This is a genomic window from Allobosea sp. 05T438 (genome assembly GCF_056396025.1).
The window spans coordinates 144,846-157,328 of the sequence record NZ_JBFTKQ010000003.1; the positions used below are offsets into that span (position 1 = coordinate 144,846).

General features: G+C 68.1%; 12 protein-coding genes and 1 tRNA gene. 1 reads left to right on the forward strand and 12 read right to left on the reverse strand.

The window, feature by feature from the left end; translation table 11 throughout:
* Nucleotides 1-5 precede the first annotated feature (5 nt).
* The 4 genes from AC1DIN_RS09100 to AC1DIN_RS09115 all read right to left on the reverse strand — a co-directional run bounded on the left by AC1DIN_RS09100 (nt 6) and on the right by AC1DIN_RS09115 (nt 3,600).
* A complete protein-coding gene (locus AC1DIN_RS09100; RefSeq protein WP_476809497.1) occupies nt 6-1,403 on the reverse strand; it encodes an MFS transporter in 1,398 nt (465 codons plus the stop codon).
* Entirely contained in the window at nt 1,400-2,071 is a 672-nt protein-coding gene (locus tag AC1DIN_RS09105) for an LON peptidase substrate-binding domain-containing protein (RefSeq protein WP_441469368.1), read from the reverse strand. The genes AC1DIN_RS09100 and AC1DIN_RS09105 overlap by 4 nt, the downstream gene beginning before the upstream one ends.
* 23 nt (nt 2,072-2,094) lie before the next feature.
* Nucleotides 2,095-2,994 (reverse strand): thioredoxin, encoded by a 900-nt coding sequence (gene trxA / locus AC1DIN_RS09110; RefSeq protein WP_476809498.1) that lies wholly within the window; start codon nt 2,992-2,994, stop codon nt 2,095-2,097.
* An 81-nt stretch (nt 2,995-3,075) separates the two neighbouring features.
* Nucleotides 3,076-3,600 (reverse strand): prolyl-tRNA synthetase associated domain-containing protein, encoded by a 525-nt coding sequence (locus tag AC1DIN_RS09115; RefSeq protein WP_441469366.1) that lies wholly within the window; start codon nt 3,598-3,600, stop codon nt 3,076-3,078.
* 238 nt (nt 3,601-3,838) lie between these two features.
* Here AC1DIN_RS09115 and AC1DIN_RS09120 point away from each other — a divergent pair.
* Nucleotides 3,839-3,913, forward strand: a tRNA-Gly gene (locus AC1DIN_RS09120).
* Nucleotides 3,914-4,120: 207 nt separating this feature from the next.
* On the opposite strand, the gene AC1DIN_RS09125 is transcribed toward AC1DIN_RS09120, so the two are convergent.
* The 8 genes from AC1DIN_RS09125 to AC1DIN_RS09160 are packed head-to-tail and all read right to left on the reverse strand — an operon-like array spanning nt 4,121 to nt 12,382.
* A complete protein-coding gene (locus AC1DIN_RS09125) occupies nt 4,121-4,906 on the reverse strand; it encodes an SDR family oxidoreductase (RefSeq protein WP_476809499.1) in 786 nt (261 codons plus the stop codon).
* Nucleotides 4,906-5,835, reverse strand: coding sequence for a dihydrodipicolinate synthase family protein (locus AC1DIN_RS09130; RefSeq protein WP_476809500.1), 930 nt, complete (start codon nt 5,833-5,835; stop codon nt 4,906-4,908). The genes AC1DIN_RS09125 and AC1DIN_RS09130 overlap by 1 nt, the downstream gene beginning before the upstream one ends.
* Nucleotides 5,836-5,843: 8 nt before the next feature.
* Nucleotides 5,844-7,283, reverse strand: a complete 1,440-nt coding sequence (locus tag AC1DIN_RS09135) for an FAD-binding oxidoreductase (protein ID WP_476809501.1) — start codon at nt 7,281-7,283, stop codon at nt 5,844-5,846.
* 2 nt (nt 7,284-7,285) lie between these two features.
* Complete coding sequence (locus tag AC1DIN_RS09140; protein WP_476809502.1) at nt 7,286-7,969, reverse strand: aspartate/glutamate racemase family protein; 684 nt, start codon at nt 7,967-7,969, stop codon at nt 7,286-7,288.
* The gene (locus tag AC1DIN_RS09145; RefSeq protein ID WP_476809503.1) at nt 7,966-8,628 is read right to left on the reverse strand and encodes a flavin reductase family protein; all 663 of its coding nucleotides are present in this window, start codon (nt 8,626-8,628) and stop codon (nt 7,966-7,968) included. Before AC1DIN_RS09145 ends, AC1DIN_RS09140 begins: the two co-directional genes overlap by 4 nt.
* A gap of 4 nt (nt 8,629-8,632) precedes the next feature.
* Nucleotides 8,633-9,877 carry a Zn-dependent hydrolase gene (locus AC1DIN_RS09150; protein ID WP_441469360.1) on the reverse strand — a complete coding sequence of 415 codons (1,245 nt, stop codon included), beginning with the start codon at nt 9,875-9,877 and terminating at the stop codon, nt 8,633-8,635.
* Between the two features lie 7 nt (nt 9,878-9,884).
* Nucleotides 9,885-11,234 carry a dihydroorotase gene (locus tag AC1DIN_RS09155; RefSeq protein ID WP_476809504.1) on the reverse strand — a complete coding sequence of 450 codons (1,350 nt, stop codon included), beginning with the start codon at nt 11,232-11,234 and terminating at the stop codon, nt 9,885-9,887.
* A 50-nt stretch (nt 11,235-11,284) separates the two neighbouring features.
* A complete protein-coding gene (locus AC1DIN_RS09160; protein WP_476809505.1) occupies nt 11,285-12,382 on the reverse strand; it encodes a DUF917 domain-containing protein in 1,098 nt (365 codons plus the stop codon).
* Nucleotides 12,383-12,483 lie beyond the last annotated feature (101 nt).

Genomic DNA, 12,483 nt, shown 5'->3' on the forward strand with positions numbered 1-12,483 from the left:
GGGCGCTACGGCGCCCGTTTCACTGTGACACCGGCGAGTAACGCCGCGCCGGCCAGGAAGAAGACGATCAGGACGGCAAGCCCTGCACGCTGACTGGCGAAGGCGCTTGTCGCCAGCGCGACCAGCGTCGGGCCCATGAAGGACGTGACCTTGCCTGACAGGGCGAACAGCCCGAAGAACTCGCCGATGCGGCCGGGTGGAGCGAGCCGTGCCATCAGGCTGCGCGAAGCGGCCTGCAATGGTCCGGCAACGAGGCCGATCAGCAGGCCGAGACCGAGATAAACCCGCTCCGGCAGCGTTGCGTAGAGCCCGTCGCCGGGGGCGTGCGGGGCGGCCGGGATCACGAACAGGATATGGTCTGCACTGAGCGAGAGGATGCCCAGGCAGGCAAAGAGCAGGCAGGCGATCGAGCCCAGAATCACCGGCTTGCCGCCGATGGTGTCGTCGAGCTTGCCGCCGAGCCAGGCGCCGAGCGTGCCGGTGACGGTGAGCAGTATCCCGAAGATGCCGAGCTCGATGGTCTGCCAGCCGAAGACGCCGGCCGCATAGATGCCGCCGAAGGCGAAGAGGGCGACCAGCGCATCCTGGTAGATCATGTTGGCGAGCAGGAAGCGGCCGAGCGAAGGCAGCTTCGGCAACTCGGCCAGCGTAGCCTTCAGCCGCCCGACGCCACCTTTTGCCGCTTCGGCGAGGCTCAGGCCCGTCTTGCTCGAATCCGGCGTGAACAGGAACATCGGCGTGACGAAGACCACGAACCATAGTGCGGTGAGCGGGCCGGAGAAGCGGTCGCCCTCGCGTGCGGCTGCATCGAGCCCGAGGATCGGCGCGATGCCCGCCAGCGTCTTGCCGGTCTGAGGTTCCGCCGCGAGAAGGCCGAGCGTGATCGCGAGCGACAAGAGCCCGCCGAGATAGCCGATGGCCCAGCCGGTTCCGGAGAGCCAGCCGAGGCGCTCCGGCGGCACCAGCCGCGTCATCATCGCGTTGTTGAAGGTGGTGGCGAACTCCGCGCCGACCGTCGCGACGATGAAGCCGGCGAGCGCGATCGGCACCGCCGAAGCCGAGCCCGGCACGGCGAACCAGAGCATGGCCGAGCCGATGACGAGCAGCGCGCCGAAAGCCGCGATCCAGGGCTTGCGCGGCCCGGTCCTGTCCGCGATGCCGCCGAGCAGGGGCGAGAGCAGGGCGATGCAGAAGCCGGCAAAGCCGGTGGCATAGCCCCAGAGGGCCTGGCCGGCGGCCGCATCCTTCGCGAGCGCCGAGGCGAAGAAGGGCGCGAAGACGAAGGTGGTGATCAGCGTGAAGAAGGGCTGCGCCGCCCAGTCGAAGAATAGCCACGCCGTGACCGCGCTGCGCGGCGGCCAAACTTTCGGCGGGGCTTCGGCGGGCGGCGTGGATACGGTCACTGCAGGGTGGTGTCCGGATCACTGCCGCCGCGGGCGAGCTCGATCTCGGTGATCGCGACCAGCACCTCGGCCCGGTCCTTCAGCGTCCGCGCCTCGAGCAGGGCCTGCTTTTCGCGCGGTCCGAACGGACACATCATCGAGAGCGCGTTGACCAGGGCCTCGTTTGGCGCCTCGTTGACGCCCTTCCAGTCGATCTTGAGGTCGTTCGCCTTGGCGAAGTCTTTGAGCGCCTTGAGCAGGCCCTTGCGGTCGACCTCCTCCTCGCCTGTCCGCGCCACGAAATCGGCGGCGAAGGGCTGGTAGTCGACCCGTGCCTGCCGATAGGCCGTGGTGACCGACAGTTCGTCCAGCAGCCGGAACCGGCTGATCCCGGTCAGGGTGACGATGTAGCGCCCGTCGCCGGTCTCTGCGAGCTGGGTGATGCGGCCCAGGCAGCCGACCTTGAGCAACGGAGGGATCTCCGGCTGGCGGCCAACCTCGGGCTCGGGCTGGATCATCCCGATGACGCGCTCGCCTTTCAGCGCGTCGTCGATCATGGCGAGATAGCGCGGCTCGAAGATGTTGAGCGGCATCTGGCCGCGCGGCAGGAGCAGCGCGCCGCTCAAGGGGAAGAGCGGGATCACCTCAGGGCAATCCCCGGCCCCCTCATAGACGGCGTTCATGCCCATGCGCGGTTCCGTCCTCTCGGCGGTCAGGAGAACAACAGGGTCGACAGCTTGCGGCGGCCGGTAACGCTTGCATCGTCCATCGGGCCCCAGGCCTCGAAGAGCTGGAGCAGCTGCTTGCGTGCACCGTCGTCGTTCCACTTCCTGTCGGCCTTGATGATGGCGATCAGATGGTCGACCGCGTCGTCGCGTCTGTCACGGGCATTGAGCGCCAGCGCCAGGTCGAAACGAGCCTGGTGATCCTTCGGATCGGCAGCGACCTTTGCCTCGAGCCCCGCTGTGTCGCCGAGGGAGGCAGCCTGCTCGGCGAGCTCGATCGCGGCGCGCAAGGCCGTGATGGCCGGGTCGCCGGCCTTGTCCTGGGGCGTCATGGCGAGGATGCCCTTGGCGCCTTCGGTATCGCCGGTGTCGAGGTGCAGCCGTGCCAGCCCCGCGATGGCGGCGAGGTTGTCGGGTTCGGTCTGGAGCACGCCCGCATAGAGCTCGCTCGCGCCGGCCGGGTCGCCGGCCTCGGCGGCGGCCTGCGCGGCCGCAATCAGTTCCTCCGTCGCGCCGGGCCCCATCGGGCCGACCAGGCGTTCGATGAAGGCCTTCACCTGGCTTTCCGGCTGTGCGCCCATGAAGCCGTCGATCGGCTGGCCCTGCTTGAAGGCGATGACGGCGGGAATCGACTGGATGCCGAGCTGGCCGGGGATCTGCGGGTGTTCGTCGATGTTCATCTTGACGAGCTTGACCTTGCCGCCGGCGGCCTTGACCACCTTCTCGATGACAGGGGTAAGCTGCTTGCAGGGGCCGCACCAGGGCGCCCAGAAATCGATCAGCACCGGCTGCTTCATCGATTCAGCGATGACGTCCTGGCGGAAGGCCTGCGTCGTGGTGTCCTTGATCAGGCCGGATTGCTCGGCCGCCTCGCCATTGACCAGCATGGGTCGCCCTTCGTGATGCTTCGTAGAGGCGCCGGCGCGCCGATGCGGCCGCCTGCGCAGTCGCCCCATAGATGGGGAGCTTTAGCTGTTCTGTCCATCGGGTGGGACGGGCAAATCGACGATCAGCGGCTCATGGCCGGTCTGCCTGAGGAAGGCGAGGAAATCGTCGCGCCCGACCCTGAGCGTGGCCGTATTGATCAGCGGGTGGAAGTTGACGTCCTCGCCCGTCACCAGATTGGCGTCGAGCACCATGGTGACGTCGCCGGCGCGGTCGTTGATCACGGCGAAGGCGGTGACCGAGCCCGGCGTGACGCCGAGTTTCTCCAGCAGCAGCTCGGCCGACCCGAAGGAGAGCCTGCCGCTGGCGCCGATCCGCTCATGCAGGCGCTTGAGATCGATCCGGGCATCGGCCTCGGCCGAGACGAGGAACAGCCGCCCCTTCTTGTCCTTCAGGAACAGGTTCTTGGTGTGCAGGCCCTGCAGCGGCTCGCGATGAACAGTCGATTCGGCGACGGTGAAGACCGCGGGATGGTCCATCCGATGGAAGGCGATGCCGCGCGCGGAGAGATGTTCGCAGAGCTGCTCGGGAGTGACGGGCGTGTTCATCGTGGGGAGGCCGGTGATCGCAAGCGTCGGAATCGGTCTGGCATGGCACGTTTCCACCACTTCGGCCGGGGAAAGCGTGCCATTCGCGATGCCTAACCTCCCCTTGCGCAGACGGCAAGATGTCGCGTCAGAGGGCGGGTTATCAACGGCCGGCAAAAAACTTTCGTCAGGTGCTTGCACTCCGCCGCGCTTTGGGGCAATAACCCGACCGCGCCGCCACGGCGCCGCTGTCTCGGATGCGGGTGTAGCTCAGGGGTAGAGCACAACCTTGCCAAGGTTGGGGTCGAGGGTTCGAATCCCTTCGCCCGCTCCAGACAATCTCAGGACTTGAGAAGCATGCAAGCGTCGGATCTTCCGGCGCTTTTTGCTTTTTTGGTGCGGCGCGCCGAGGACGTGCGAAGCGATCCGCGCCTGTGCTGATGACGAGCCGCAGGTATTCCACCCAGCAGATCGATACGGCGAGCGCCACGTCCAGGCGTCTGCGCCAGCTCTCTTGTCGCTGGCGCAGACGAGTCCGGGTTCAGATGCCTCTGATCAAGCCGCCGTCGATACGGATCTTCGCGCCCGTCACATAGCTTGCCCGCTCGCTGGCGAGGAAGGCGACGACATCGGCAAATTCCTGCGGTTTGCCGTAGCGTCCGGCGGGGATCGTCGCCATCGAGGCCTGTGCCACCGCGTCGCGCGTGCCGCCGCTGCGCGCGGCCGCGGCATCGTCGAGCTGGTCGACGCGCTCGGTGTGGATGCGGCCGGGCAGGACGACATTGACCGTCACGCCGCTGCCCGCAACCTCCGAAGCCAGCGTCTTCGACCAGCCGATCACGGCGGCGCGGATGCCGTTGGAGAGGGCGAGACGCGGGATCGGCTGCTCGACACCGGAGGAGGCGATGGTGACGATGCGGCCCCAGCCGCGCTCCGTCATGCCGGGCAGGAGCTGCTGCGCCAGATGGAAGAGATTGGCTGCCATGCCCTCGAAGTGCTTCAGCCAGTCGCCGCGCTTGGCGTCGCGCGCCTCGCCGGGCGGCGGGCCGCCGGAGTTGCCGATCAGGATGTCGACGCCGCCTTCCGCGACGAGACGCTCGGCAAGGGCGTCAACCGAGGCKAGATCGGCAAGGTCCAGTTTCGCGGCGCTGACGCGGCCGCGCTGGTCCGCCGGCAGAGCGGCGATCCAGCTTTCCGTGACATCGGTGCTGCGGGCGGCGGCGATGACGGTCGCGCGCTCTGTGGCAAGAGTCTGTGCGATCGCGGCGCCGAGCCCGCGGCTCGCGCCCAGCACGAGTGCGCGCTTTCCAGCAAGTCCCAGATCCATCAGCCGATCTCCTTGAGGCGCCGCTCCTGCCGCGCGATGAGCCGTTCGATATCGGCGATATCCGCTTTCGACAACGCCCCGCCCGGCTTGCGCAAGGTGGCGGAGGCGATGGCGCCGCGCTTCGCCAGGGTGTGCTTGCGGATGGCGAGGCCGAGGCCGGGCTGCTGCTCGTAGCGGGCGAGCGGCAGATAGGCGTCGAAGAGATCATGCGCGCGCTCGACATTGCCGGCGGCATGGGCCTTCCAGACATCGACCATCATCTCGGGATAGGCGAAGCCGGTCATGGCGCCGTCGGCGCCGCGCGAAAGTTCTTCCGGCAGGAACATGCCGCCATTGCCGACGAGGATCGAGATGCGGCGGCCGCCATTGTCGCTCGCCGCGCGCAGCGCCGAGATCTTGGCGAGGCCCGGCCAGTCCTCGTGCTTGAGCATGACGCAGCTCGGATGGGCGGCGACGATCTTCAGGATCACGGCCGGGGTGATCTGCACCTGGGTGACCAGCGGGAAATCCTGCAGCACGAAGGGCGTCTTCGGCCCCAGCGTCTCCGCCGCCATCGCATAATAGGAGACGATCTGGTCGTCGGTCCGCAGGTTGGAGGGCGGGGCGACCATGACGCCGGCGGCGCCGTCACCCATCACGCTCTCGCTGAGCTCGCGCATCGCGGCGAAGCCCGGCGCCGAGACGCCCGCGACGACGGGCACGCGCCCCTGCACGCGCGCCAGCACGCGGCGCACGAAGATACGGGATTCGTCCGCCGTCAACTTGGGCGCCTCGCCCATCATGCCGAGGACGGTGAGGCCGGTCGCGCCCTTCTCCAGGTAGAAATCGACCATCCGGTCGGTGCTGTCGAGATCGAGCGCGCCGGCTTCGGTGAAGGGCGTCACCGCGATGACGTAGACACCCCCAGCGGTTTCATCGAGCAGAGCCATGGTCGTCCTCAGTTCTTGGTGGAAGCGGGCAGGAGCTTGCCCGGCAGAAGTTTGCCCGGATTGAGCAGGCCTGCCGGGTCGAGCAGGTGCTTGAGCTGGTGCATCAGTTCGAGTTCGAGCGGCGCCTTGCGCAGCTTCATCTCGGAGACGCGCAGCTGGCCGATGCCATGCTCGGCGCTGATCGAGCCGCGCCGGCGGCCGATCTCGTCATGGACGATGCAGGTGAGTTCGGGAGTGAGGGCCGCGAAATCGGCTGGGTCCTGCCCCTCGGCCGGCAGCAGGTTGTAGTGCAGGTTGCCGTCGCCGAGATGGCCGAAGACGATCGGCCTGATGCCGGGCGCTACGGCGCGGACGGCGGCATCGGCTGCGGCGACGAAATCGGCCATGGCCGACACCGGCATGGAGACGTCGTGCTTGGCGGCCTTGCCCTCGCGCACCAGCGCTTCCGACACGCCTTCGCGGATGCGCCAGAAGGCTCTGGCCTGCGTGCCGTCCTGCGCGATGGCGGCGTCGAGGACGAGGCCGGCCTCGATGCTCTCGGCCAGCGCGGCTTCGAGGCGCTCGCGCAGGCCCTGCTCGTCGTCCTGGTCCGAAAGCTCGATCAGCACTGCCGCCGGCGGCAGCGTGGCGAGCGGCAGGCGCGCATCGCCGATATGGCGCAGGATCAGCGACAGGCAATCGCCGGTCATGAACTCGAAGGCTGTCAGCCGGTCGCCGCAACGGTCGCGAACCGCCGACAAAAGGGATAGCGCCGCTTCAGCGTCCTCGACGGCGACGAAAGCACCGGCACGGGCATGCGGCTGGGCGAAGAGCTTCAGCACCGCGCCGGTGATGACGCCGAGCGTGCCTTCCGAGCCGATGAAGAGGTCGCGCAGGGCGTAGCCGGTATTGTCCTTGCGCAGCGCCGTCAGCCCGTCCCAGACGCGTCCGTCCGCCAGGACGACCTCGAGGCCGAGGGTGAGCTCGCGCATCGTGCCGTAGCGCAGGACGGCGACGCCGCCGGCATTCGCAGCGAGATTGCCGCCGATGGTGCAACTGCCCTCGGCCCCGAGGCTGAGCGGAAAGAAGCGCCCGGCCTTCTGCGCCGCCTGCTGGACCTTGGCGAGGACTACGCCGGCATCCACGGTGATCGTATTGCTGACAGCATCGATGTCGCGAATGCGGTTCAGCCGCGCGAGCGAAAGGACGACGGCGTTGCCGGATTCATCCGGCGTCGCGCCGCCCGACATGCTGGTGTTGCCGCCCTGCGGAACGACAGGCACCTTGTGGCGTGTGCAGATGCGCATCACGGCCGCGACCTCCGCGGTCGAGCCGGGCCGGGCGACGGCCCGCGCGGCGCCGCGATATTTGCCGAGCCAGTCGGTGAGGAAGGGCGCCTGGTCCTGCTGGGAGACGAGGACATTCGCCTCGCCGAGAGCCCCGGCGAGTTCGGCAATCAGATCGTCCATGTTCAGCCTCCGCGAAGAGGGCGCCCGCCCCAGCCCAGCCGCACGCGCCCGATCGCCATCGTCACCGCCGCCTGGGTCGGCTCGACGATCGGGATGCCCAGTTCTCGTTCCAGCGGCTCGCGGAAGCGCGCCATCCCGGCGCAGCCCATCACCAGCACATCGGCATGGTGCATGTCGCGCAGGGTGCGGCCGACGCCGATCATGCGGCCGAGCGTCAGTTCATCGTCGGCCATCTCCGCGATGGTGAGGTTCACGGGCAGGTCGCCCGCGAAACGGTCCATCATCCCCATCGCACCGAGATAGCGCAGATGACGCGGGATCGAGTTCTGCAGCATCGCGACGATGCCGAAGCGTTGGCCCAGAGTCAGCGCCGTCAGCACGCCGCATTCGGCGATGCCCAGCACCGGTTTCGTGCTCTGCTCGCGCAGGGCATGCATGCCGGGGTCGGAGAAACAGGCGATAACAAAGGCCGCGGCTTCGTTCTCGAGGCCTGCGGCGCGCTTGAGCAGGGCGGGGATCAGCCCGTCGACATCGCGCTGCGACTGGATGCCGGGCGGACCTTCGGCCAGCGTCAGGCATTCGATCGCGGGGCCGCCGGCGATGCGCAGCGGTGCGACCGCGACATCGATCTCCCTGGTCACGCGCTCGGTCGAATTGGGATTGATGACGTAGATCGTGCCGCTCACGATACCTCTCCTTCCGGGATGGTCCGCGACCGTTCGCGCCAGCTTGCGAGTGTCTGACGTGGAGCCTGGAAACGGTCGCGCAGCGTGACGTACCAGTCGGCACCGTGCAGGCGGCCGACGAGGTCGAGCTTGTCGATATCGACATGCAAGCGCTCGTCGACGACGCCGTCGCGGATATGGATGTGCTGGATTTCGCCGACGACGAGATTGCGATTGCGGGTGCCGAGCGAGAGCGAGACCGTCTCGCGGCATTCGAGCTGGACCGGGGAGGCGGCGAGCCTGGGCGCGGCAATCGTGGCGCTCGGCGCGGTCGCGAGCCCCGCCGCCTCGATCTCGTCGACCTCGCCGGGGAAGTCGATGGCGCAGATCTGCATCGCCTCGACCATGGCGCGATCGACCAGATTGACGACGAAGCTACCGGTCTCGCGGATATTCCGCATCGTATCTTTCAGCGGCGAAGTCGCTCCATCGCGGCCCTCGATGCCGAGCACGACCAGCGGCGGCGCATGGCTGAAGACGTTGAAGAAGCTGAAGGGCGCGGCGTTGGCGCGCCCTTGCGCATCGACCGTGGTGACGAGCGCGATCGGGCGCGGCAGCACGGTGTTGACGAGGAGCTTGTAGAGGTCGCGTTCCGCCAGATCGCTTGCGGCCCAGTCCATCGGCTCAGCCCAGGCTCACATCGAGCAGGCGCACCGTCTCGGCCAGCACGCGGGCGCCGTCTCCGGCCTGCTCGGGCGTGATCGATTCCTCCGGCGCGTGGCTGCGGCCTTCGAGGCAGGGTACGAAGATCATCCCGATCGGGCCGGTATGGGCGACCTGGACGCCGTCATGGCCGGCGCCGCTCGGCAGGTCGCGCGTGGCGAGCCCGAGCGAGGTGGATGCATTGGCGATGGCCGAACGGATTTCCGGCGCGCAGGCCGTCGGCGCGACATGGCTGATCGGCTCGACGGCGATGGAGAGCCGGAGTTCTTCGAGCGCGGGGCGCAGGTCACGTACCAGCGCTTCCCCGAAGGCCTTGACCGCCGCCTCGTTGCCGGAGCGGACCTCGAGCGTCAGCACGGCCTCGCCCGGTACGGCATTGGCCGCGTTGGGGCTGACCTCGATGCGCCCGAAGGTGGCGACCAGAGGCTGGTTGTCCCGGGCTGTCGCGAGCGCCCGCTTATAGGCGGCCTCGACCAGCTTGGCGGCACCGACCAGCGCATCGGCCCTGAGCGGCATCGGAGTCGCGCCGGCATGGTCGGCCCGGCCGGTCACGGTGATGCGCTCGCGGCGGATGCCGACGATGTCGGTGACGATGCCGATCGGGATGCGCTCGTTCTCCAGCACGCGGCCCTGCTCGATATGGACCTCGACATAGGCCGCGACGCTGCCGGCCGCGCGCTTGACCGCGGCCAGCTCTTCGGGCCGGCCGCCGACGAAAGCGATGCCTTCGCGCAGCGTCATGCCGTCAGGGCGGGTGAGGGCGAGATGCTGCTCGGTCAGCGCGCCTGCGAGGGCGCGGCTGCCGATGCAGGACAGACCGAATTCGCTCGGCTCCTCGGCCAGGAAGTCGACGACCTCCAGCGTATGGCGCAGACGGTCGCCGCGCTCGCTGAAGCTCTGCGCGACTTCCAATGCGGCGAGCACGCCGAGAATGCCGTCATAGCGTCCGCCGGACGGCACGGTGTCGGAATGCGAGCCGATCAGGATCGGCTTCAGCGACGGATCCGCCCCGGTGAGTCGGCCGACCAGGTTGCCGGCAGCGTCGAGCTCCGTCTCCAGCCCGGCGTCGCGGAATTCCGCCGTGAGCCATTCGCGGCCTTCGAGGAAGCGCGGGGTGAAGGAGCGCCGCGTCCAGGGGCGCTCCGGATCGGTGATCCGCGAGAGCGCCTCGATGCGCCGCCAGAGACGGTCCTGATCGATCGACATGATGTGCCTACGCCGCCGGACGCAGGAAGCGGCCGTCGCCTGCCTTGTTGCGGATCTCGGTGCCGTTCCAGGCGAGCTGGCCGCGTACGTAAGTTGCGGCGACGCGGACGCGGAACTCGCGGCCCTCCATCGAGCTCCACTTCACCGCCGCGAGGCTCTTGCTGGGATCATGGATGAAGCGGCCCGGCTCCAGCACGGTGATGTCGGCGTCGGCGCCGGCTTCGAGCCGGCCCTTGTCGGCGAGCAGGAAAGCCTTCGCCGGCCCCTCGCAGAGCTGCTTCACGACGATGGTCGGGGAGAGGCCGTGCTCTTCGCAGCCGGTCCAGAGGGCCGGCAGCAGGGTCTCGATGCCCGGGCCGCCCGAGGTGTTCTTGAAGATCATCGGGTCGCCCTTCTTCTCCAGGCCCCAGGAGACGTGGTCGGACGAGATGAAATCGCAATGGCCGGCGGCGAGATGGCTCCAGAGCAGCTCGCTCTCGGCCTTCGGGCGGATCGGCGGATAATGCTTCACCTTGGCGCCGAAGCGCGGGACGTGTTCCTCGGCGTTGAGCATGAAGTACTGTACGCAGCTCTCGACCGTCGCCTTGTAGCCGGCGCGCTTGTACATGTTGCAGATCTCGAAGCCGCGCGAGGTCGAGACGTGGACGGCGTGGGCGCGGGCGCCCGTCTCGGCACCGATCTCGTAGATACGGGCGGTGGCGAGGTTCTCGATCAGCGGGGTGTGGGCACGCAGGAAGGCGTCCGGGCCGGTATCGCCGGCTTCGATCAGCCTGGCGATGTTGCGCCGGGTCATCTCCTGGTCCTGGTTGTGGACACCGCAGAGCAGGCCCGTCGGCTCGATCAGCCTGAAGGCTTCGTAGAGCGTGTCGTCGCCGATGCGCGGAAAGCGCGTCGGGTTGGCCTCGAAGGTCGAGAACTTGAAGGCGCAGGCGCCGGCTTCGACGAGGCCGGGAATGGCATGGAGCCCGTTCTCGATGGTGATGGTCGCGTAGAGCGCGACATCGACATGGGCGTCGCGCTCGACCACCGCGACCTTCTCGTTGAAGAGCTTGGCGCTGGTGACGGGCTCGGGCTCGTCATAGGGCATGTCGACCATGACGGTGACCCCGCCGGCCGCCGCAGCGCGCGAGCACATGCCGATGCCCTCGTGATTGGCCTGGCTGCCGGAATGGACCTGCCCGTCGATGACGCCGGGCATGATCCACTGGCCGCGGAAATCCTGCGTCTCGCGGGCCGAGGGCGGCGTGCCGGAGCCGACCTTGCCGATCTTGCCGCCGGTGACGGCGACATAGCCGTCCTCGATGATCGTGTCGGACAGCACGATGTTGCCGCGGAGGACGAGGTCGAAATCGCTCATGGTCGGGGTATCCGGTTGATCCTGCGGGCTATGCGGAAGGGCGGCGCTGACTAGCCTTCGCGGCCGAGCGCGTATTCGGTGAAGTTCATGCCGAGCGCCTTCTCGACGATCGGATAGACGCTGGGGTCGGTCACGCTGGAGCTCAGCGGGATCTTGTCCTTGGGCACGCGCAGGACCGAGAGCTCCATGCCCTCGCGGACATGGCCGGCGCTGACTGGTTGGCCGTCATTGTCGAGCGTGGTGATCACGTCCGGGAAGCAGGCGTGCCGGGCGCCATCCAGGTCGGTGACGGCCATGTACTCGTTCATGACGTGGATGATGCGCGCGGCCGCACCGGTGCCGACCTGGATCGTGCCGATGTCGAAGGCCTCGTTGGTGTAGCGGACATCCTTCTTGGCGACGGGGCCGCGCGCGATGATCGAACCGCCGGTCTGGTCGCAGATCGCGTCGATCACGGCCGAACCGCCCTTCGGCCTGGCATCGAGGATGCGCTCGCCTAGCGCCAGCGCCATCGAGATGCCGCCGAGCGCGGCATTCTGGCGAACGTAAGCCGCCGAGACGGGGTTGCGGCAGGAGGCGATGAAGCCGCCGGACATGTCCGAAGCGGTGCGCAGGATCGGCGAGACCTTGGCCGTGGCGCCGCGGGTCACCAGCTCGATATACTGGTTCTTGGCACGGTTGCCGCCGACCGCGACCTGAATGGTCGCTTCCGGGCTGTTGGCGAGGCCTATCGAGCCCATGTCGCCGGTGGGGTGGGCGCGGATGTCGCCGACGGCGTCGACCACTTTCACCCCGAGGATCGCGCTGGGAAGCCAGGCGTTCAGCGTGCTCGACATGCCGTTCTGGCCGATGATGAGGCCGTAGACTGGCTTGCCCAGTGCCTCCTGCAGCAGCTGCACGGCCTTGACGTAGTCGATGCCCCACATCTCCCACTCGGTCGTGCCGGCGGGTGCGCCGATGGCGGCGGCGGTGGCGATGATGGCGTCGTCGGGAATCTCGTCCATGGTGACGAGCTCGGGCCTGCCGGTGTTGACCGCGGCGGTGCCGAGCATGCGGCCATGATCGGCCCAGCCGCCTCCGCCCGCGGCGAAGACCGAACCGCCGGCCACAGCGGCCTCGACATCCCTCATCGTCAGAAAGCGCCTCATCGGCCGGCCTCGTCCCTTGTGACCGGTCGTTGCCGGCGCGAGATCGAGCTTAGAGCGCTATGCGCGAAATGAATCATGCTTATTATGCGGCCGACCATAAT

Bases quoted from the DNA above. Each gene is read 5' to 3' on its own strand.
- AC1DIN_RS09105 (WP_441469368.1), bottom strand. From the start codon at position 2,071: ATGGGCATGAACGCCGTCTATGAGGGGGCCGGGGATTGCCCTGAGGTG.
- trxA (WP_476809498.1), bottom strand. From the start codon at position 2,994: ATGCTGGTCAATGGCGAGGCGGCCGAGCAATCCGGCCTGATCAAGGAC.
- AC1DIN_RS09115 (WP_441469366.1), bottom strand. From the start codon at position 3,600: ATGAACACGCCCGTCACTCCCGAGCAGCTCTGCGAACATCTCTCCGCG.
- AC1DIN_RS09130 (WP_476809500.1), bottom strand. From the start codon at position 5,835: ATGGCTCTGCTCGATGAAACCGCTGGGGGTGTCTACGTCATCGCGGTG.
- AC1DIN_RS09135 (WP_476809501.1), bottom strand. From the start codon at position 7,283: ATGGACGATCTGATTGCCGAACTCGCCGGGGCTCTCGGCGAGGCGAAT.
- AC1DIN_RS09145 (WP_476809503.1), bottom strand. From the start codon at position 8,628: ATGGACTGGGCCGCAAGCGATCTGGCGGAACGCGACCTCTACAAGCTC.
- AC1DIN_RS09150 (WP_441469360.1), bottom strand. From the start codon at position 9,877: ATGTCGATCGATCAGGACCGTCTCTGGCGGCGCATCGAGGCGCTCTCG.
- AC1DIN_RS09155 (WP_476809504.1), bottom strand. From the start codon at position 11,234: ATGAGCGATTTCGACCTCGTCCTCCGCGGCAACATCGTGCTGTCCGAC.
- AC1DIN_RS09160 (WP_476809505.1), bottom strand. From the start codon at position 12,382: ATGAGGCGCTTTCTGACGATGAGGGATGTCGAGGCCGCTGTGGCCGGC.